19 protein-coding genes and 1 tRNA gene are annotated in these 19,899 nt (G+C 64.3%); 10 read left to right on the top strand and 10 right to left on the bottom strand.

Features of this window, described 5'->3' with window-relative positions; all coding sequences use genetic code 11:
- Positions 1 to 151: 151 nt before the first annotated feature.
- Together tgt and queA are read right to left on the bottom strand one after the other, a co-directional pair.
- Positions 152 to 1,270, bottom strand: coding sequence for a tRNA guanosine(34) transglycosylase Tgt (tgt, locus tag MWN76_RS05465; RefSeq protein ID WP_425606595.1), 1,119 nt, complete (start codon positions 1,268 to 1,270; stop codon positions 152 to 154).
- Between the two features lie 177 nt (positions 1,271 to 1,447).
- Positions 1,448 to 2,488 carry a tRNA preQ1(34) S-adenosylmethionine ribosyltransferase-isomerase QueA gene (gene queA, locus MWN76_RS05460; protein ID WP_250459993.1) on the bottom strand — a complete coding sequence of 347 codons (1,041 nt, stop codon included), beginning with the start codon at positions 2,486 to 2,488 and terminating at the stop codon, positions 1,448 to 1,450.
- 130 nt (positions 2,489 to 2,618) lie between these two features.
- Between queA and MWN76_RS05455 the strand changes: the two genes are divergently transcribed.
- Positions 2,619 to 2,705, top strand: a tRNA-Leu gene (locus tag MWN76_RS05455).
- A gap of 149 nt (positions 2,706 to 2,854) precedes the next feature.
- Entirely contained in the window at positions 2,855 to 3,946 is a 1,092-nt protein-coding gene (locus tag MWN76_RS05450) for an acyltransferase family protein (protein ID WP_250459991.1), read from the top strand.
- Positions 3,947 to 3,980: 34 nt separating this feature from the next.
- On the opposite strand, the gene MWN76_RS05445 is transcribed toward MWN76_RS05450, so the two are convergent.
- Complete coding sequence (locus MWN76_RS05445) at positions 3,981 to 5,180, bottom strand: multidrug effflux MFS transporter (protein WP_250459989.1); 1,200 nt, start codon at positions 5,178 to 5,180, stop codon at positions 3,981 to 3,983.
- A 153-nt stretch (positions 5,181 to 5,333) separates the two neighbouring features.
- Between MWN76_RS05445 and MWN76_RS05440 the strand changes: the two genes are divergently transcribed.
- Complete coding sequence (locus MWN76_RS05440; RefSeq protein WP_250459987.1) at positions 5,334 to 5,879, top strand: YbaY family lipoprotein; 546 nt, start codon at positions 5,334 to 5,336, stop codon at positions 5,877 to 5,879.
- Here the strand turns inward: MWN76_RS05440 and MWN76_RS05435 are convergent.
- The 4 genes from MWN76_RS05435 to MWN76_RS05420 form a co-directional block, all read right to left on the bottom strand.
- Positions 5,858 to 6,286 (bottom strand): ion channel, encoded by a 429-nt coding sequence (locus MWN76_RS05435; protein WP_250459985.1) that lies wholly within the window; start codon positions 6,284 to 6,286, stop codon positions 5,858 to 5,860. The two genes, MWN76_RS05440 and MWN76_RS05435, sit on opposite strands and share 22 nt — an antisense overlap.
- An 18-nt stretch (positions 6,287 to 6,304) precedes the next feature.
- Positions 6,305 to 6,760 (bottom strand): tRNA adenosine(34) deaminase TadA, encoded by a 456-nt coding sequence (gene tadA / locus MWN76_RS05430; protein ID WP_250459984.1) that lies wholly within the window; start codon positions 6,758 to 6,760, stop codon positions 6,305 to 6,307.
- A 76-nt stretch (positions 6,761 to 6,836) separates the two neighbouring features.
- On the bottom strand, positions 6,837 to 7,640 hold the full coding sequence (locus MWN76_RS05425) for a putative RNA methyltransferase (RefSeq protein ID WP_250459982.1): 804 nt from the start codon (positions 7,638 to 7,640) through the stop codon (positions 6,837 to 6,839).
- A complete protein-coding gene (locus tag MWN76_RS05420; protein WP_250459981.1) occupies positions 7,637 to 9,268 on the bottom strand; it encodes a GMC family oxidoreductase in 1,632 nt (543 codons plus the stop codon). Before MWN76_RS05420 ends, MWN76_RS05425 begins: the two co-directional genes overlap by 4 nt.
- 85 nt (positions 9,269 to 9,353) lie before the next feature.
- Here MWN76_RS05420 and MWN76_RS05415 point away from each other — a divergent pair, with 85 nt between their 5' ends.
- Positions 9,354 to 10,040: a class I SAM-dependent methyltransferase gene (locus MWN76_RS05415; RefSeq protein WP_250459979.1), complete on the top strand. Its 687-nt coding sequence runs from the start codon at positions 9,354 to 9,356 to the stop codon at positions 10,038 to 10,040.
- 22 nt (positions 10,041 to 10,062) lie between these two features.
- Here the strand turns inward: MWN76_RS05415 and MWN76_RS05410 are convergent, their stop codons facing one another.
- Complete coding sequence (locus MWN76_RS05410) at positions 10,063 to 12,783, bottom strand: family 20 glycosylhydrolase (RefSeq protein ID WP_250459977.1); 2,721 nt, start codon at positions 12,781 to 12,783, stop codon at positions 10,063 to 10,065.
- Positions 12,784 to 13,328: 545 nt separating this feature from the next.
- On the opposite strand from MWN76_RS05410, the gene MWN76_RS05405 reads away from it, so the two are divergent.
- Together MWN76_RS05405 and MWN76_RS05400 are read left to right on the top strand one after the other, a co-directional pair.
- On the top strand, positions 13,329 to 13,769 hold the full coding sequence (locus tag MWN76_RS05405; RefSeq protein WP_250459976.1) for a hypothetical protein: 441 nt from the start codon (positions 13,329 to 13,331) through the stop codon (positions 13,767 to 13,769).
- A gap of 54 nt (positions 13,770 to 13,823) precedes the next feature.
- On the top strand, positions 13,824 to 14,318 hold the full coding sequence (locus MWN76_RS05400; RefSeq protein ID WP_250459974.1) for an RDD family protein: 495 nt from the start codon (positions 13,824 to 13,826) through the stop codon (positions 14,316 to 14,318).
- 44 nt (positions 14,319 to 14,362) lie between these two features.
- On the opposite strand, the gene lptG is transcribed toward MWN76_RS05400, so the two are convergent.
- Positions 14,363 to 15,424 (bottom strand): LPS export ABC transporter permease LptG, encoded by a 1,062-nt coding sequence (gene lptG, locus MWN76_RS05395; RefSeq protein ID WP_250459972.1) that lies wholly within the window; start codon positions 15,422 to 15,424, stop codon positions 14,363 to 14,365.
- Positions 15,421 to 16,539 carry an LPS export ABC transporter permease LptF gene (lptF, locus tag MWN76_RS05390; protein ID WP_250459969.1) on the bottom strand — a complete coding sequence of 373 codons (1,119 nt, stop codon included), beginning with the start codon at positions 16,537 to 16,539 and terminating at the stop codon, positions 15,421 to 15,423. The genes lptG and lptF overlap by 4 nt, the downstream gene beginning before the upstream one ends.
- Positions 16,540 to 16,542: 3 nt before the next feature.
- Here lptF and MWN76_RS05385 point away from each other — a divergent pair, with 3 nt between their 5' ends.
- From MWN76_RS05385 to MWN76_RS05370, 4 genes are all read left to right on the top strand, one after another.
- Complete coding sequence (locus tag MWN76_RS05385; protein ID WP_250459967.1) at positions 16,543 to 16,812, top strand: hypothetical protein; 270 nt, start codon at positions 16,543 to 16,545, stop codon at positions 16,810 to 16,812.
- Positions 16,813 to 16,823: 11 nt separating this feature from the next.
- Positions 16,824 to 18,290, top strand: a complete 1,467-nt coding sequence (locus MWN76_RS05380; protein WP_250459966.1) for a leucyl aminopeptidase — start codon at positions 16,824 to 16,826, stop codon at positions 18,288 to 18,290.
- A gap of 217 nt (positions 18,291 to 18,507) precedes the next feature.
- The gene (locus MWN76_RS05375) at positions 18,508 to 18,933 is read left to right on the top strand and encodes a DNA polymerase III subunit chi (RefSeq protein ID WP_250459964.1); all 426 of its coding nucleotides are present in this window, start codon (positions 18,508 to 18,510) and stop codon (positions 18,931 to 18,933) included.
- 24 nt (positions 18,934 to 18,957) lie between these two features.
- Positions 18,958 to 19,749 carry a hypothetical protein gene (locus MWN76_RS05370; RefSeq protein WP_250459962.1) on the top strand — a complete coding sequence of 264 codons (792 nt, stop codon included), beginning with the start codon at positions 18,958 to 18,960 and terminating at the stop codon, positions 19,747 to 19,749.
- Positions 19,750 to 19,899: the final 150 nt, after the last annotated feature.

The following is a 19,899-nucleotide window of genomic DNA, read 5'->3' as shown; positions in this document are numbered from 1 at the left end:
TGCAAGGCGCGCCCTTCCGAATCGGGGGCAGATTATACGGGGATGGTGTGCGGGTACAAATCGGGCACAAACTGCCGGGCGCCCCCTGTACTCCCCCTGCCCGACAGTGACAATGCGGGCACAGAGACCCGGCCGACACAAGATTCAGTGCCTATGCATGCAACGGCGGCACCTCGCGACCCAGGCGGCGGTAGAACTCCGCTACAAACGCCTCCAGTTCACCGGCGGCGATGGCGTCGCGCAGCCCCTGCATCAGCCTCTGGTAGTGGCGCAGGTTGTGGATGGTGTTGAGCTGCGAACCCAGGATCTCGCCGCAGCGGTCCAGGTGGTGCAGGTAGGCGCGGGAGAAATTCTTGCAGGTGTAGCAGTCGCAGCCGGCCTCCAGCGGCCCGGTATCGTGGCGGTGCACGGCATTGCGGATCTTGACCACCCCCTCGGCGGTGAACAGGTGGCCGTTGCGGGCGTTGCGGGTCGGCATCACGCAGTCGAACATATCCACTCCGCGGCGCACCGCCTCGACGATATCCTCCGGCTTGCCCACCCCCATCAGGTAGCGCGGTTTGTCCGCGGGCATCCTGTGGGCCAGGTGGTCGAGCACCTTGATCATCTCCTCTTTCGGCTCGCCCACGGACAGCCCGCCGATGGCGTAGCCGTCGAAACCCAGCGCCGTGAGCCCGCGCAGGGAGATATCCCGCAGCTCCGGGTACATGCCGCCCTGGACGATGCCGAACAGCGCTGACGGGCTGTCGCCATGGGCCTTTTTCGAGCGCTCGGCCCAGCGCAGCGACATCTCCATCGACTTGCGCGCCTCCTCCGTCGTGGCCGGGTACGGCGTGCATTCGTCGAAGATCATCACAATATCGGAGCCCAGGGATTTCTGTACCTGCATGGACTCCTCCGGGCCCATGAACACCGGGCTGCCGTCCACCGGCGACTTGAAGGACACGCCCTCCTCGGTGATCTTGCGCATCTGCCCCAGGCTGAACACCTGGAAGCCGCCGGAATCGGTCAGGATCGGGCCGGACCATTGCATGAAATCGTGCAGGTCGCCGTGCTCCTCGATCACCCTGGTGCCCGGGCGCAACATCAGGTGGAAGGTATTGCCGAGAATGATCTGCGCCCCGATGGCCTCGATATCCCGCGGCAACATGCCTTTCACGGTGCCATAGGTGCCCACCGGCATAAACGCCGGCGTCTCCACCACCCCGCGCGGAAATCGCAGGCGCCCGCGGCGGGCCTTGCCTTCGGTGGTGTCCAATTCAAACTGCATAAAGCACTGGCGGCTCAAGGGTTGCTCCTGGTTCTAGGTTCGGGACTCGGGACTCGGGACTCGGGACTCGGGACTCGGCAATGATCGCGTCACTTCCCGCCCCCACAACCCCCGAAAACAAAGCTCCCCTCACCCTCAGGGAAAGGCGCCGGGGGAAAGAGCCGGATGGCAGCCCCCTCACCATCCATGCACCTCTGGATTGCGGCTGATCAGCATCGCGTCGCCGTAACTGAAGAAACGGTACTTCTCCTGCACCGCTTCCCGATAGGCATTCATCGTCTGCTCGTAGCCGGCAAAGGCGCTGACCAGCATCAGCAGGGTCGATTCCGGCAGGTGGAAATTGGTGATCAGCCGGTCGATGACCCGGAACCGGTAACCGGGGTAGATAAAGATATCCGTCTCACCGGTAGTCGGCTTCAGTTCCCCGCTGGCGGCCGCACTCTCCAGCGCCCGCACACTGGTGGTGCCGACAGCGATCACCCGGCCGCCGCGCGCGCGGCAGTCCGCCACCGCCCGGCAGACGGATTCCGGCACCTGCATCACTTCGCTGTGCATCCTGTGCTCGAAGATATCGTCCACCCGCACCGGCTGGAAGGTGCCGGCGCCCACGTGCAGGGTCACAAAGGCGGTCTCGCCCCCCTTGCTGCGCAGCGCATCGAGCATCTCATCGTCGAAGTGCAGGCCGGCGGTGGGCGCCGCCACTGCGCCCGCCTCACGGCTGTAGACGGTCTGGTAGCGCTCCTTGTCGGACTCCTCGTCCGGGCGGTCGATATAGGGCGGCAGCGGCATATGCCCCAGCCGCTCCAGCACCGGCAACGCGCCTTCCTGTGGGAATTCCAGCTCGAACAGCGCCTCGTGCCGGGCCAGCATCCGCAGGCCGGTATTGTCCTCCAGCAGTATCTCACTGCCTGGCTTGGGTGACTTGCTGGCGCGGATATGGGCCAGCGCGCGGCGCTCGTCCAACACCCGCTCGATCAGTATCTCCAGCTTGCCGCCACTGGCCTTGCGCCCGAACAGCCGCGCCGGTATCACCCGCGTATCGTTGAACACCAGCAGATCGCCGGGCGCAACCAGATCCGCCAGTTCGGCAAAATGGCGGTGGTCGACATCACCAGAGGGCCCGTCCAGGCACAACAGGCGGCTGCCACGCCGCTCCTGGGCGGGCGCGCGGGCAATCAGTTCATCGGGCAGGTCGAAGTGGAAGTCCTGGCGGCGCATGGTTTCAGTTTAGGTGGTCGGGTAGGGTTGCGGGAACGGGCGCGAAGAGTAACGGAAACCCGCGCCGCCGCCAAATCCGGTTGACCGACAGGGCCCCATCGCTATAATCGTCCCCCTTGCCAGCCCCTCTGCCGGAGTGGTGAAATTGGTAGACACGACGGATTCAAAATCCGTTGGGGTAAAACCCGTGCCGGTTCGAGTCCGGCCTCCGGTACCATATCCAGAAGCCCGCAAATGCGGGCTTTTTCGTATCTGGCCCTGTTTACCGATGTGTCCCCGACTGCAAATCTCCAATAAAGTAACACCCAGAAGAAATATTTTGGCCGGCTCCGTTCAAGGAAGAAGAAAAGGAACAAGAAACACAAGATGACCAGCCGTCTCCTGAATCTGGACGCCCTGCGGGGTATCGCTGCATTTCTCGTCGTGTGGCAACACAGCAGTGAGCTTTTTGTCCGCAATCCGGATATCGCACAACGGGGGACGCTCCTGGCCGACATCGCCGCCACCGTGGACTTCGGCAGAATCGGCGTGATCTGTTTCTTCCTGATATCCGGCTTTGTGATCCCCTACAGCCTGTCCGGCCCCCGGGCCTCCGTCGGGCGCTTTGCCATACGCCGCGTCTTTCGCCTGTACCCGGTTTACTGGACATCCATCATTCTCGCGGTTGTCTGTGCCGCGGCACTGAATAACCAACACTTTCCCACAGCAACCATTGTCGCAAATACAACGATGCTGCAGGGGCTTTTCGGTTTTGAGAATATCCAGGGTCTCTACTGGACGCTGACGATCGAATTGATTTTCTACTGCCTGTGCGCCGCCACATTCGCGCTCAGACTACTGGACAGGCCGCTATCTCTGCTGCTCCTGTGCTGGGGAAGCCTGTTTGTATTTGTCGCATGGCGCCTTGTGGGGAAACTGATTCCAGCGGCGGTGGATTTCCCCTCCCCAATCACCTATACCCCATACTGCCTCGCAGTCATGTTCTGTGGCGCCCTGATCCGATACTGCCATACAAACCGTTCGGGATACCTATATGCATTGCTGGGGCTTTCCGCCACTTTCGCAATTCCACTGTGCCTCCTGGTGCTGGCACTTCTCGGCATCCATCTTATTGAAGGCCCCATACGTTTTGGCTCCGCCCACCTGATCGCCCTGGCCGTATTTCTGATTGTCCTGCTGGTTCCAAAGACTCCGCCCAGGATGCTGGTTTTCTTCGGCACCATCAGTTACTCGCTCTATCTGTTCCATCCTGTCGCCATGCAGGTCCTCAGGTGGACCATGCAGCAGGACTGGGGCCAGTTCCTCAGCGGCCATGCGCTGGGGTTCTATATATCTATCACAGCCGGGCTCACAATTATTATCGCCTGGACCATGTACCGCCTGGTTGAGCAACCATCCATCGATATGGGAAGGGCTCTTTCAAAGAACCGGGCTTCTATCCGTACATCGACGGCCTGAATTACAGGAAAGAAACAACCTCATATACAATAGATCAAGACTCAACCACCAAGCCATTCTCCCGTCGCAATGTCACCAGTGACAGGATTTTCGCCAGGATCCCACAGGCGGCAATACTCGCCACCAACGGCAACGGCGTGCCGTCGAACACCAGGCTGGCCAGCACGATGGCCACCGCCCCGACCAGCATCTGCAGGGCGCCGCCGAGCGCGGCGGCGGTGCCGGCAATGGGGCCGTGATCGTCCAGTGACAGCACCATCGAGGTGGGGACCACCAGGCCCAGGAAGGAATTGCTGAGCAGCAGCATCGCCACCAACAGGGCAAAGCTGTCGAAGCCGGCCGCGACCAGTGCGCACATGGCCGAGGCACTGACGACAAAACCGGTCACCGCCCACCTGACCACCGGTACCGGGCCAAAACGCTCGCCCAGGTTGGCGGCGAACTGGCTGGTGGTGAAAAAACCCAGCGCATTCAGCGCAAAGGCCAGGCTGAACTGGGTCGAGCTCAGGCCGTAGTATTCCGTGTACAGAAAGGATGACGTGGACAGGAATACGAAAAAGCTGGCCATCCCCAATCCGCCGATCAGCGTCAGGCCCATAAAGCCGGCATCGCAGAGCAGCGTGCGGAAAGCCTGCAGCATGGCGTCGAACCGGAAAGGCACACGATCGGCCGGCGCGAGAGTCTCCGGCAGGCCGAAGCCGGCCAGCAACAGGCTCAGTATCGTCGCCAGCGTCACCGCGATAAAGACCGACGGCCAGCCGAAGGGGCCGATCAGGGCGCTGCCGGCGAGCGGCGCCAGCATCGGGGAAATGGAAATCACCAGCATCACCGTGGTCATCAGCCGGGTGGCGCGGGTGCCGGTATAGCGGTCGCGGATAATGGCGCGCGGGATCGACATCACCGAGGCGGCCCCCACCCCCTGCACGAAGCGCAGCGCGATCAGCCACTCGATGGTCGGCGCCAGGGCGCAGCCGACAGATGCCAGCGCAAACAGGATCAGGCCGAAATACAGTGGCGGCTTGCGCCCGAACATGTCCGACGCCGGACCGTAGAACAGCTGGCAGACACCGAACGCGATAAAGAAGGCCATCAGCGTATACTGCGCCGCCTCCACGGGCGCGCCGAAGCTCTCCGCCATCAGCGGCAGCGCCGGCAGGTACATGTCGATGGCAAAGGGGCCGACGCAACTCAGCAGGCCGAGAATCAGCGCCATCTTGATCAACTCATGTTTCATCACAACTCGCATCCACCATCTAAACTGCTACCGGGCCCCGGCCGCCGGCGGGCCAGTCTAGCAGATTGCGCATCCGTTGGCGGAACTCGCGCATCACCGCCGGGTCACAGAGCGTCAATACTTTTTGCACAGACCAGAAGACAGGGAACCACCATGGCAAACACCAGTCACCTCTCCACCCGCCCCCTGCTGTCATACGCCCTCGCGGCCCTACTATTGATTCCTCTCGCCGCTTGCCAGCAGGACAAAAGCCCCGGGCCGGGCACCGACCCGCAGCAGGATGAAAAGGAAGTCCGCGAACCGGGACAATCCATGCAAAGCGAAGGGGACCCGGTAAAGGTCAGCGGGCGCCTGGTCTACCTGCAGCGTATCGCACTGCCGCCCGAGGCCCGGGCCACCGTGCAGTTGCTGGACGTATCCCTGGCCGACGCCCCCGCCGCGGTACTGGCGGAAGAGGTCGTGGAACTGGAAAACCGGCAGGTCCCCATCCCCTTCTCCCTGCAGGTGAGCGATGGTGACCTGGATCCGCGCCACAGTTACTCCGTGTCGGCGCGGATCGAGGACGGCAAGGGCCAGTTGCTTTGGATTACCGACAGCCACCACGGCGTCAACGCGGGGCAGGAAGGCGATATCGAACTGGGGGATATCCGCCTGACCCAGGTGGTATCAAAACCCCCTCAGTCGGAAAACCGCCAGTAGCGCTGCATTTTCAGGAACATGAACGACGCGGTCCAGGTGATCATCACCAGGCCGGTCAGCGCCTCCAGGCCGGCCGTGAAGCGCAGGTAGCCGAGCGGCTCTATATCGCCGAAACCGAGGGAGGTGTAGGTGGTAAACGAAAAGTAGGCACAGTCGGTCAGGCTGCCGTCGAAATTCCCACTGAGGGTCTGGAAGCGGTCCGAGTGGACCATAAAGAAATAACCCAGTGCAAAAAGCCACATCTCCACCACATGCGCAATCAGGGCACCAAACACGCCGACCAGCAGCGCCAGGTTGCGTCGCACCGAGACTTTCTGCCCCACTCGGAACAGGTAGTTCAACGACTCGTGGTGAATCACCACCACCGCCGCCACCAGAAAGCTGTTGAGCAGTATCGCTACCAGCATGCCTCCCCCGATCCGGCCTCAGCGGCGGCCGGCAAAAAACGCTTTTACCAGGGCACTGGCCTCCTCGGCCATCAGCCCCTCCTCCACCGCGATGCTGTGATTGAAAAAGTCTGCCTGCGCCAGTTGCAGACGGCTCGCCACGGCGCCGGCGCGGGGCTCGCCGGCGCCGTATACCAGGCGGTTGACCCGGGCGTGCACCAGTGCGCCGAAGCACATGGTACAGGGCTCGATGGTAACGTAGAGGGTGGTGCCGGGCAGGCGGTAATTCTGCTCCCGCTCCGCGGCGCGGCGCAGGGCGACGATTTCCGCGTGGGCGCTGGGATCGCAGTTGCCGATCGGGCGGTTGCTGCCCTCGCCGATCACCTGCCCGTCGCGCACCAGCACCGCACCCACCGGCACCTCGCCGCGTTCACCGGCGATCTCCGCCAGTTCCAGCGCGCGGCGCATGAATCCGTAATCTCTCGGGGTTGCCATAATTTCCACTTGGTAGGGTGCGCCGCGCGCACCGCTGGTCGACGGTGCGCACTGCGCACCCTGTGGGCAAAAGCCCTTATTTTTGACAGACGAGGCGGCGTATAACGAAATCCGCCTCCAGCCGCAGGATCTCCCGCTCCTCCAGTTCCCGCCGCTCATCACTGTGGCCCTTCCAGGCGAAGGGTGTCATGGCGAGGAAATCCGCGATCGCCTCCGGCCCCTCGATACGCAGTGGAAAACAGCAGCGCATCTCCACTTCCGGAGCGAAGCCCTCGACGGCCTTTGGCGGCGCGTGCCGGCGCGGCTCGCCGTAGAGGGCGGTTTTCAGTGACCACAGGTGTTCGGGCCCGGGCGCCACGTCCAGCAGCGAGCCCCCCGGATTGACGACCCGGTGCATCTCCGCATCCGCGGCGGGCGCAAACACGCGCAGCAGGTGATCGACACTGTCCCGCGCCAGCGGCAGGTCGTAGCTGCCCGCCACCACAAACTGGGCACCGGGCTGGCTTTTCGCTGCCATGCGGACACCGGCCTTGGATATGTCCACACCGGCCAGTGCCGCGGCCGGCCAGCCGGCGGCCTGCAGCCGCCGCGCGTAATACCCCTCACCGCAACCGATGTCCAGTAGCTGGCGACCGGCCGCGTAGGGCATCAGCGCCGCAATCGCATCCACCAGCGGCCGGTAGTGCCCGGCCTCGAGAAAGCGCCGCCGCGCCCGCAGCATTTCCGCCGTATCCCCCGGCTCGCGGCTGCGCTTGCGGTTCACCGGCAACAGGTTGACGTATCCCTCGCGGGCGCAGTCGAAACTGTGTCGGTTGGCACAGTGCCAGTGGCTGTCGCTCAACTGCAACGGCAATTGGCAAAGGGGACATTGCCAGATCATTCGCTTTCCAGGACTTCCTTCGATTCAGGGGACGCGGCAGCCCTGCCCAGGATCATCGCCGCGGCTTTTTCCGCGATCGCAATCACCGGCGCATTGGTGTTGCCGCTAATCAGGGTGGGCATTATGGAGGCGTCCACCACGCGCAGTCCATCGACACCCCGGACTTTGAGCTCACTGTCCACCACCGCCATCTCATCGCATCCCATTTTACAGCTGCCGACAGGGTGATAGATGGTCTCCGCGTGAGCGCGGATAAAATTCTCGATCGCGCGGCGATTCTTCAGTTTTTTCGCCGGGCTCCAGCGGCGCTTGCGGTGGCGGACCAGGGCTTCCTGCTCGAGGATTTCCCGCGCCATCTTGAACCCCTCCACCATGACCTGCATATCCTCGCGCTCGCCCAGGTAGTTCGGCTGGATCAGCGGCGGCTGCCGCGGATCGCCGCTGGCCAGCGTGATTTCGCCGCGGCTGCGCGGGCGCAGTGCGCAGGCGTGCAGCGAATAGCCGAATCCCTCCGGCTTTTCCAGCCCGTGCCGGAATACCGGCGCCGCACATAGGTGGAACTGGATATCCGGGTGCAGGCCGGCGCAACTGGAACTGGCAAAGCCGCCCGCCTCGGCCACGTTGCTGGTCAGGGGCCCGCGATTGGTAAGCAGGAACTCCGGCAGCCGCAGCGCCGTCCTGAACTTGGGCCAGAGGGAATCGGAAAAGGTAATCGCCCGCGAGGCCTCTTCCACCTGCACGATATCGAGATGGTCCTGCAGGTTCCTGCCAACCCCGGGCAGGTGCGCCTGGAGCAGGATACCCTGCCGCTTCAGTTCCTCCTCCGGGCCGATGCCGGACAGCATCAGCAACTGCGGCGACTGCACCGCGCCGCCACACAGGAGCACCTCGCGATTGGCGAGAATGCGCCTGCCACCCAACAGTTCGACGCCGGTCACCCGATCGCCCCGGAACAACAGCCGCGCCACCTGCCGGCCGGTAAACACACTCAGGTTGGGGCGATTCTTGACCGGGTGCAGATAGGCGCTGGCGGCGGAGCAGCGGCGGCCGTGTTTCTGCGTCACCTGGTAGAAGCCGACACCGCCCTGCTGGCCGCCGTTGAAATCGTTGTTCAGGCGGTGGCCCGCGGCTTGCGCGGCGCGCACAAAGGCGCGCCCGGCCTCCGATTTCCACTTCAGGTCGGATACGGTGAGCGGTCCGTAGCCACTGTGGTGCGCATCGCTGCCGCGCTCATTGCCCTCCGACAGCAGGAAGTACGGCAGCAGGTCGCGCCAGCCCCAGCCGGGATTGCCCGCGGCCTCCCAGGCGTCGTAGTCGGCGCCGTTGCCGCGGGTATAAATCATTGCGTTGATCGAGCTGCTGCCGCCGAGGGTGCGGCCCCGCGGCCAGAAAAGCCGCCGACCCTTCAACTGTGTCTGCGGTTCGGTATGGAAATGCCGGTTGTAGCCGGTGCCCGGTACCAGGTAGCCGACACCGGCCGGCATCTGAATCAACAAACTGCGATCTGCAGGCCCCGCCTCCAGTACACAGACACGGTGCTGCTCGTCGGCGCTCAGGCGGTTGGCCAGCACACAGCCGGCGGAACCGCCGCCGACGATCACATAGTCGAATACCATCTGTCGGGGCATAGCGTTATCTCTTCTTCTCTTTTCTCAATCGCCCAGACGGTACACTCACAGGCTCCGCGGGCACAGACAGCGAGACGCACAAACCATGAGCGATTCCGAATTCAGCGACAGAAAAATCCTGCAAAGCTGGCACCGCAACGCAGCGCCCTGGGTCCGCGCCATCGACAGCGCCTCCATCGCCAGCCGAAGGCTGGTTACCGACGCTGCAATTGTAGCCGCCGCGCGGGCGCAGAATCCGGCCACACTGCTGGACGTCGGCTGCGGCGAGGGCTGGCTGTCACGGATACTGGCCGGCTGCGGCATGGAGGTGCTGGGTGTGGATGCTGTGCCGGAACTGGTGCAGGCGGCGCAGCGGCGCGCGGGGCCCGGAGAGGCATACCGCCGACTCAGCTACGAGGCCCTCGCCGGCGGAGCGCTGTCCCGGCGCTTCGATCTGCTGGTATGCAACTTCTCGCTGCTGGGGAAGGAAACCGTCGAACGGCTGTTTGCCGCAGCGCCCGGCCTGTTGAATCCGGGCGGACACCTCCTGGTACAGACACTGCACCCGCTGGAGGCGTGTGGCGAGGGGGACTACCGGGACGGCTGGCGACCGGGCAGCTGGGCCGGGCTCGGCGGCGAATTCAGCGAGCCGGCACCCTGGTACTTCCGCACGCTGGGCAGTTGGGTGGAACTGTTCGCGCGCAGCGGCCTGCCGGTGGTGGAATTGCGGGAGCCACTGCACCCGGAAAGCGGACGGCCCGCCTCCCTGATCCTGTGCGGCAGCCCGCGATAACCCGTGCGTTTCCCGGCGGCGGTCAGCGCCGCGCCGCCTCCGTCGAGCGCGCCAATGTCACCGCGCGGCCGGCGCGCGCGCCGTCGGCACTGCGGGCGCGCACTGCCTGTACGGACCCCGCTGGGGTGTCCCCGACCAGCGGTTGCCAGGCGTCGCCGTCAAAGTATTCCAGCGCCAGCCCCGGGTACGGCATGGCCGTTTTCAGCGCATCGCCGCGCACTGCGGCACCGGGCACCGGGATGCGGTAACCGACACCGCCGAGATCCAGCTTGCGCAGTTCCTTGCGACCCAGCGCAGCGGCGAAGCCCTTCCAGTCCGCCGCCAGCGCGGCTTTGTCCACGGCATCGGTGTCGGCGGAGAATTTCTGCCCTTTCACCGGCGGCAGCTCCCAGCCGGCCCGGTGCCAGGCACGTTCGGCCAGCGCCAGCAGCCGCGGGAATATCTGGTACTCCACGCGGGCGTCGGTGCGCACCACTTCGCTCCACAGTTGCCCCTGGATACCCCGGACCCGCTCGGCCAGCGCTGGCCCGGCCGACGCCGCAGACCAGGCATTGCCGTCGCGGTCGGTGGAAACTTCGGCCAGCTGCGCCGTGTTCAGCGGGGCGTAGCTGAAGGTTTTCGCGGTATCGATATAGCGCGAGGCCCAGTAGTAGCCGCTCTCCCGCGGATCCACCTCGTAGGGCATGTCGAAGTAGAGAAAGTCCGAGTGGGACTGCACCAGGTCGAAACCGGCCTCGGCAAAATGCCGGCTCTCGTCGCCACCGCCCCAGAACAGCGGCGCCCAGGAGTTGACGTAGTTGTGCTCCGTGGCCAGTTCCCCGGCGGCGTTGTCGATCGCCTTCACGCCGTCGTTCCAGGCGGCCATGGTGGGGATACCGGCGGCGTCCACCAGCCCGCTGACGCGCCTGGCGTAGTACTCACCCAGTTCATCGATGGAGTCCACTTCGCCGGCGGCGATCAGTTCTTCGCAGCGGGGCGAGTTGCTCCAGGGGTGTTTGCGCGCCGCTGCCGGCACATCGCCCTTGTCCGGGTCGTCGCCCGGCGCCGCCTCGAAAGCGCCGCCGGCGAGGATATTGACTGCCTCGTCGCCGCCGAAGTGCCAGGTGGCCAGAGGCTGGCCGGCGGCTGCGTGCATCGCCTTGACCTCGTCGATCACCTTGCCGACAAAGCGGTAGGTGGAATCGATACAGGGGTTGATATAGCTGTCGTCGTAGTACTGCACGGACAGATAGCGGGTATCGTCCTGCGGATCAATCAGGCGGTATTCCTCCGCTTTCTGCGGCGCCCGGTCTTTCAGCCTGCGATAGCGGGCCTCCATGGATACCACGGCGGCGCGGGCGTGGGCCGGCATATCGAATTCCGGCACCACCTCGATATGGCGCGCGGCGGCATAGCGGACGATCTCGATATAGTCATCGACGCTGAAATGGCCGCTGCCGTTGTTGTTGGTATCGGGGCCGGAGCCCAGTTGCGGCAGCAGGCAGCGGTTTTCATCCAGGTCGAAACAGCGCCGGCTGCCTACCTCGGTCAGTTCCGGCAGGCCGGGAATTTCCAGGCGCCAGCCCTCGTCGTCGGACAGGTGAAAATGGAAACGGTTGAGCTTGTAGGCGGCCATCTGGTCCAGCAGCTTCAGCACCAGCGCCTTGCTGTGGAAATTGCGCCCCACGTCCAGGAACAGGCCGCGGTGATCGAAGCGCGGCGCGTCTTCAATGGTCACCTGTGCCAGCGTGCGGCTGTCGATATCCACCAGTGCCAGCAGCGATTGCAGGCCGTAGAAAGCACCGGCCTGGTCGGCGCCGACGATGGTCGCACTGCGCTCGCCGGTCTCCAGCCGATAGGCACCCGCGGTGTCCCCGTCAAAGCCATCGGCGTCGATCCGGACCGTCACCGCGTAGGCACCGGGGCCGACCGGCGCCAGTTGCAGCCGCTCCAGGCGCTGGCGGAAGGCGTGCAGGCTGCGGCTGTCGAGCGGGCCGGCATCGACGGCGATACCGGTCTCCAGCAGCACCGGCTCGCCGGTGGTTTCGCTCTGCAGCGGCTGCGGAATAATGCGCGCGCGCCAATCGTCGCCATCGAAGGGCCCGTGGGCACTGAAGTCGGCGTAGCGGCTGGCGGCAGTGGCCAGTACATTGGCGTCGTCGGCGGTGCGCTTCCAGTTGTCCGGGTCGTTGGTACCGATGGGTTTTACCAGCCCGGCTAGGCTGTCGGTATCGGTGGATTCGATGACATGGGCCTCACCCACGGCGTCCACCACAAACAGGCGCGGCATGAAGTCGGACTCGAACTGGAACCAGTTCTCGGCCAGCAGATCCAGCTCCAGCGTCTCGCCGGCACCGATACCGGTGAAACGGTCGTTCGGTGCCAGGCGGTGCAGGTCGCCCTGCACCCGCTGCAGGTCGAAATCGTCCCGGTTCAACAGGCGGAAGGTGCGGCGCACGCTGTGGAAATAGAGGGTCCAGTCCCGCTCGCCGGCGGCGATCGCCGGCCCCTCGTTGGTCAGGGAAATCCGGTAGCTGGAGCAGATGGCCCCGCCGCCACCGGCGCGCTTGCATTCGGCGCGCAGCGCCCGGTCGACGCCCTGGAAGTTGCTGAGCACTTCCTGGGAAATGGAGAAATGGCGCGCGATACGCTCAGCCGCAGCGGCCGTTTTGTCCGCGGCTTCTCCGCTGCCGGACTGCGGGTCGCTACAGGCGCACAGCAGGGCGCTGAGGGCAATGGTGGCCAGAACGGGGATACGGATCATGGGCGGGCTCTTATTGTCTTTGTCAGTCTCCGCCACCTTAGCGAAAAAGACAGCGCTGTCAACAAATGTCGGAGAGCGAGTTCCGAAAGCGGGCGCGCTACCACAGCGGCTGGCGTCGGAAACTTTCAAATATAAGCCGTCTGGCACAAATACACACAGGGAATAATGACCGCAAAGTCCATCCTTCCGTTAATGTCGGATCATCAAGCGGACTAGATCAAGTTGTCATTACAGGGGAATCCGCGCCTGCCCGCGGCTATAAAAAACTTTGGCGTTCGCCAGCACACCGCCGAACGGAGATCGACAACAATAAAAAAGCCCAGAGCTGATGCGGGCTGCAGACAATTGACCGGCTTTCGCCAAATGTCCACAAATTCAGGTTGCCAAGTGCGACAGACCTGTGAGATACAACAAGTCACTAGAGGGTGAACCATAATAAATTCAACGGTTGCCAAGCGATCGTTCGGTCAAAGAAGTAGACACCCGGGGTAGATCCAATGGAACTCTGTAGTTATCGTTTCCGTCCCAGCAAACACCTGTCTGTTGTGTTTACCCTCCTCGTATTGCCCATTTCCGGCAGTTGCCTCGCCGACGACCTGTTCATCCCCGACTCCAGCAGCGCCCTGAATCTCGAGGCCGACAACGCCTTCTTCGTCGACAGCGCCTTCGGCATGGACAACGCCGCCCTCTACGAGGCGGCGGACAACCTGCGCAACAACTCCATGGGATCGGTTCAGCGCCGCCTGAACTACCAGTGGTTGCAGATGCACACGCACCCGAGCGAGTTCGAGCCTACCACGGGCGGCAAGGCGCTGAACGAAATCCTGAAGATGGGCTGGAAGACCTACCGCGAGCAGCACAAGCGCTCGAAGAGCAATGCCCTGATGCGCTACGCCACCGGCAAGGGCAAGATCGGCAAGTCGTTCGACTACGACATGCGCCTGTCGGGAGAGAAATTCAAATTCTCGTTTGAATACGAATTCTGAACCGCCCCGCGGCTTTTGTTAGAATCTCCGCCAATTCCCCTGGCGGAGATTGCCGTGAGCCAATCCAATTCATCCCCTGCTGCCTCCACCTTTACCGGGCTGCCCTTCGCCGGTGTCGGCCGTCGCCTGGCGGCGCTGGTCTACGACAGCCTGATCCTGATGGGCCTGCTGATGGTGTACGGCTTCGTGGCCATGCTGGTGGCCTCGGCGGTGGTGGGCCTGAACTGCCAGCCGGAAGAGCTGGACTACAACCCCTGCGTCAGCGGGCCGCTGTTCCAGTTGGGGGCGCTGGCGGTGATCGCGGGTTACTTTACCTGGTCCTGGCGCGCCGCCGGGCAGACCATCGGTATGCGCGCCTGGCGGCTGCTGCTGGCCTCGCCCGACGGCGTACAGCTCAGCTGGCGCCAATGCGCCCTGCGCATCCTGGCGGCCCCGGTTTCGCTGGCCTGCTTCGGCGCCGGCTACTTCTGGGGCCTGACCCGCACCGACCGCGCCAGCTGGCACGACCTGGTGTCGGGATCGCAGGTGCGACTGCTGCCGAAAAAATAGCCAGAAAACGGCAAGGGGCGCCGCGCTCGACCTGTTCCCGGCCGCTAACGCGCCCTTTTCAGCAGCACCCATCCCAGCCCGAAACACATCACCACAGGCAGCAGCACCGCGATCAGCGGCGGAAAGCCGAAAACCACAGAGCTGGGGCCGAGCATGTCCTGGACCGTCTGGAAGACGATACCGACGATGACGCCGGTAAAGACGCGCAGGCCGGTGGTCACTTCCCGCAGCGGGCCGAAGATGAAGGAGATGGCAACCATCACCAGGCTGGCGATGGTCAACGGCTGCAGCACCTTCTTCCAGAACTGCAGCCAGTAGCGGCTGGAGTCCTGCCCCTTGGTATCGAGAAACTTGCCGTAGGCCCAGAGATTGCGCGGCGACAGGTCCGACGGCAGGGGGACCACCAGCGAGAAGAGATTCGGGGAGATATCCGTCTCCCAGATACTGCGCGACTCCACCCCGCTGCTGGCACGCTCCTCGGTGAAGGTGGTGGCGCGGTTGTTCTGCAGCAGCCACCGGCCACCGTCAAACACGCCGCGCTCGGAAAAGACCACCCGCTCCAGGTTGCGCTGTTCACCGAAACGGTAGCGGGTGACCCCGAACAGCTCACCGCCGGGCAGGGCCGCATTGAAGTGCACAAACTCACCCCCTTCGGTCATCCACAGCCCCTGGTCGAGGCCGGCACCCTCCAGCTCACCGGTCGCCATCGCCTTGAATTTTTCCGCCGACTGGCTGGTATGGGGGATGACGAACTCCGCCAGTGCCAGACCCAGGAAGATGATCAGCAGCACCGGTTTCATCACCGACCAGGTGATACGTGCCACCGACATGCCCGCCGCGCGCATCACCGTCAGCTCGCTGGTGCTGGCCAGCGTCCCCAGGCCGATCAGGCACCCGACCAGGGCGGCGAAACCCAGGTACTCGTACACGCCGGCCGGCAGTGTCCACAGCAGGTAGCGCAGGATATCCGCCGCCCGGTAGCTCTCGCTCAGGTCACCCATCTCGTCGATATAGGCGAAGATCAGGTCCAGGCCGAGAATCACCAGCAGCACCGCGACAATGGCCGAGGCCACCGAGCGACCGATGTAACGATCGAGCTTGTTCACTGCCCACCTCCCGCTGTCGGCCGCCTGGGGCGGCGCCGGAAACCGCGTCCGCCGAGCAGCACCAGTCCCAGGATCAGAAACGGCGGGTGCACCAGCCAGATGGCGGCCGGATTCTGCAGCTTGCCGTCCTCGACGGCGCCGCGCACCCACATCAGGCTGTAGAGGTAGACGATATACAGCAGCACCGCCGGGATCATCTTCACATAGCGCCCCTGGCGCGGATTGGTGCGGCTGAGCGGCACCGCCAGTACCGCCACCACCAGCACCAGCACCGGCAGGCTGAAGCGCCAGTGCAGGTTGGCGCGCTCCTCGCGCACATCGCTGCGCATCAGCTCCAGGGTGGAGGCGGATTCGATCCTGTCGCTCTCCTTGCGCCGCAGCGACGGCACATCGAGCAGTTGTTCGTAGCTGGAAAACTCCATCAAGCGGTAGTCGCGCTGGCCCGGCACACCCTCGTAGCGATAGCCGTCCCGCAGCACCAGGTAGCGCAGCCCGGTGTCCGGGTCTACCTGCTGCACCCCCTCGCTGGCCACGATCACGATCTGGCGATCGCTCTCGGTATCCGCACCGGAGGCCCCCAGCTCGGCCAGGAACACATCGTGCATGGTGGATTTGTCATCGCTGAGCGAGTCCGCGTAGTAGACCGCGCGCCCACCCTCGGTGGTCACAAACTTGCGCGGCACCAGGTGATCGAATTCGTTGCGCGATTTGTCGGCGGTCAGCAGCCCGGACGCGCGCTCGATGCCGGTGGGCGCGAAGTAGAGACTCATGGCCGCCACCACCAGCGCCATCAGCAGTGCCGGCACCATGGTGTAACCCAGCAGCCGCCGCTCGCTGAAACCACAGGCGTGCAGCACCGTCATCTCGCTCTCGATGTAGAAGCGCCCGTAGGCGAGCAGGATGCCGAGGAAAAAGCCCATCGGCAGCAGCACTTCCAGGAAACCGGGCAGGCGGTAACCCATCACCGGGAAAAGGATACCGGCCGAGAGATCCCCGGCCGCGGCCGATGCCAGGTACTTCACGAAGCGACCGCTCATCACCATCAGCAACAGGACAGCGCTGACTGCCAGCGTGGCGTAAAGCAGCTCGCGGCAGAGATAGCGGAAAATAATCACGGGATGAACGAATTCCTTGGTGACTGCGGTGTGGTGAATTCTGGATCAAAAATGAGCAAGTTTCCCGCCCGGGCCGGGCCATTTGCGCTGCACCGGGCCCGCATCCGCACACTCCGGCGCCCCCCGGCGGGGATTTTCATCTCCCCGGATGCGCTCCCGGTACAGCAATCCGGCAGCCGTCGGGTTAAACTTGTGCGGCGCATTATCGCGAAAATTCTCTTCGATGTCTCGGCCACAAGCCGATTTGATTTCGTCGTTCCAATTGCAAGATAAGGGAAGGAAATATGCAGTTTACTGCCAAGGTCACCGATATCAGCAAACAGCGCAGCGCCTGTGCCATCATCACCGCAGACGCCAAGAATCGCCTCAGCAACAGCGGCGATGCGCTGGACAAAGCCTGTGGCGGCGCCATCGGCAAGATCCTCAAGCGCGGCGACCTGGGCAGAAAAGTCGGCAGCACCCTGCTCCTCAACCAGGTCGAGGGCCCCGCGGAGCGCGTGCTGCTGGTGCGCGCCAATGACGGCGTGCTCAGCCAGGCCGAATTCCGCAAAATGGCCAAAGCCAGTGCCGAGGCGGTAAAAGGCTTCAAGGACGCCACCAGCTACCTCACCGAGGTGGAAGTCACCGACGCCGACAACCGCTGGCAGGCACAGCAACTGGCCCTGGCCGCCGGCCTCGCCACCTACAAGTTCACCCGCTGCCTGAGCGAAGCCACGGCGAATCCGCTGAAGAAGTTCACCGTGCACGCGGCGGACCGCAAACAACTCACGGCGGTCAAGCGCGGCGTCGAGTTCGGTGAAGGCCAGGCGCTGGGCAGCAACGTCGCGCGCGAACTGGGCAACCTGCCCGGCAATATCTGCACGCCCCAGTACCTGGCGGGACAGGCGCGCGAACTGGCGAAAAAACACACAAATCTCACCACCACCGTGCTCGACGAGAAAAAAATGCAGTCTCTCGGCATGGGCGCCTTCCTGAGCGTCTCCAAGGGCAGCGACGAGCCGCCGGCGATGATTGCCATGCAGTACAAGGGCGGCAAGGCCAAGGACAAACCGGTCGTGCTGGTGGGCAAGGGCATCACCTTCGATACCGGCGGCATCAGCCTCAAACCCGGTATGGCCATGGATGAAATGAAATTCGACATGTGCGGCGCTGCCAGCGTCTTCGGCGTCATGAACGCACTGGTGGAAATGGATGCGCCGATCAACGTGGTGGGCCTGGTGGCCGCCGCCGAGAATATGCCCAGCGGCCGCGCCAGCAAGCCCGGTGACATCGTCACCTCCATGTCCGGCCAGACCATCGAGATCCTCAACACCGACGCCGAGGGCCGCCTGGTACTCTGCGACGCCCTCACCTACGCCGCCAAGTTCAAGCCGGCCACCGTGATCGACGTCGCCACCCTCACCGGCGCCTGCGTGATCGCCCTCGGCAGCCACGCCACCGGCCTCTACGCCAACAAGGACAAGCTGGCCAAATCCCTGATCGCCGCCGGCGAGCGCGCCGGCGACCGCGCCTGGCACATGCCGCTGTGGGACGAATACCAGCCCATGCTGGATTCCAACTTCGCCGACATGCAGAATATCGGCGGCCGCGAGGCCGGTTCCGTCACCGCCGCCTGCTTCCTGTCGCGCTTCACCAGGGACTACGACTGGGCACACCTGGATATCGCCGGCAGCGCCTGGAACTCCGGCGCCGCCAAGGGCGCCACCGGGCGGCCGGTGCCGCTGTTGCTGGAGTATTTGTTGGGGAAATGACGGGACTCGGGACTCGGGACTCGGGACTCGGGACTCGGGACTCGGGACTCGGGACTCGGGACTCGGGACTCGGGACTCGGGACTCGGGACTCGGGACTCGGGACTCTCAGTAGGGTGCGCCGCGCGCACCGGCCGGTCAACGGTGCGCACGGCGCACCCTACAGTCGGGCCCGGAAAACAACCCTTAAAGCTTGAATATGCCCCAGACGACAGCCCAATGACCCGCATCGATTTCTACATCCTACAGTCCGACCAACACCACCAGGGCGATATCTTCGCCTGCCGCCTGGCCGAGAAGGCCCACCGCGCCGGCATGCGCGTGCTGCTGGCAGTGGACGACCGCCAGCGGGCCGAACAGCTGGACGCGCTGCTGTGGACCTTCCGCGAGGACAGTTTCCTGCCCCACGCGCCCCAGGGGGACGAACAGCGGGCGGCAGTGGAAATCAACTGCGGCGAGGAACCCGGACCGCACCACGGCCTGCTGATCAACCTGTGCAGCGAGGTGCCCGGCTGGTTCAGCCGCTTCGAGCGGCTGGCGGAAATCGTCGTGCAGCAGCCGCAGGCCCTGGAACGGTCGCGATCCCGATTCGGTCACTTTCGCAACCGCGGATATCCGTTACAATCCCACCGTATTGGCAATTAACCCCAGGCGCAGCCCTCAGAAGCAATGTCCGGTCGCAAAAACAAGAACAGACAGCGCAGACAGCAGCAGCCCGGGCAGTCGACCGAGCTTCTCGACGAACTCAACTCACTGCGCGACCTGCTCGGCAGCGAAGCGCTTGGCGATATCCCCCTGCTCGACCGGGTGGCGGAACCGGCCCCCGCCGCCGGCAAACCGGAGCCCCCGCCCCATAGCCGGCCGGCGCAGGCGCCGCAGCCGCGGCAGGAACCGCTGGATGAGAGCGACCTGCCGATACTCTTCTCGCCAGTCGACGAGGAACTGCCCGAGGACTACAAACCCGAGCTGGACGAATCCGACCGCAAGCTGCTGCAACCGCTGCGGGAACTGCCCGCGGACAGCGGCCCCGCCGGTGAACAGGAGCAACAGCGAGAGCTGTTCGGCGAACCCGAGCCCCCCGCCGCGGCGGAAAATCCCTTCCTGCCGGCCCATATCCGCGCCCGGCTGACCGGTGGCCGCATGCCGAAAGCGGGCCCCGAGCCCGAAACCGCCGCGGACGCACCTGAAACAGCACAGCCACAGGCAGCGCCCACCGTCGAACCGGAGCCCCCCACCGCAGACGAACTGCCACAGGGCGACACCGAAACCGTTGCCGGGTCCGACAATACCAATCCAGACAGCGCCGATTCAGACAGCGCCGCAACAGCCGCCGCCGACCGCCAGCGACAGCGCCAGCAACTGATCGACCGGCTGGTCGCCCAACAGTTGCCGGAGCTGGAGCGCCAGTTGCGGGCGCGCATCGAGCGGATGGTCGACGAACTGGAAGCCAGGGACCGCTAAACCCGGAGAACAGACACCGCATAACGACGTCGCAAGCGGGCCGCCGCGGCGCTTTGTCTTTTGATATTTGACAGTCGATATTTGATAATCCCTGCCCTTTTCAGCGCATCCTGCAGGCGCCAGACCCCGAATTGATACAAGGTTTCCCCA

Origin of the sequence: Microbulbifer litoralis, from assembly GCF_023634065.1 — a bacterium.
Lineage (GTDB): Bacteria > Pseudomonadota > Gammaproteobacteria > Pseudomonadales > Cellvibrionaceae > Microbulbifer > Microbulbifer litoralis.
The sequence above is the reverse complement of the archived record's forward strand: the minus strand, read 5'-3'. Positions and strand labels throughout refer to the sequence as shown.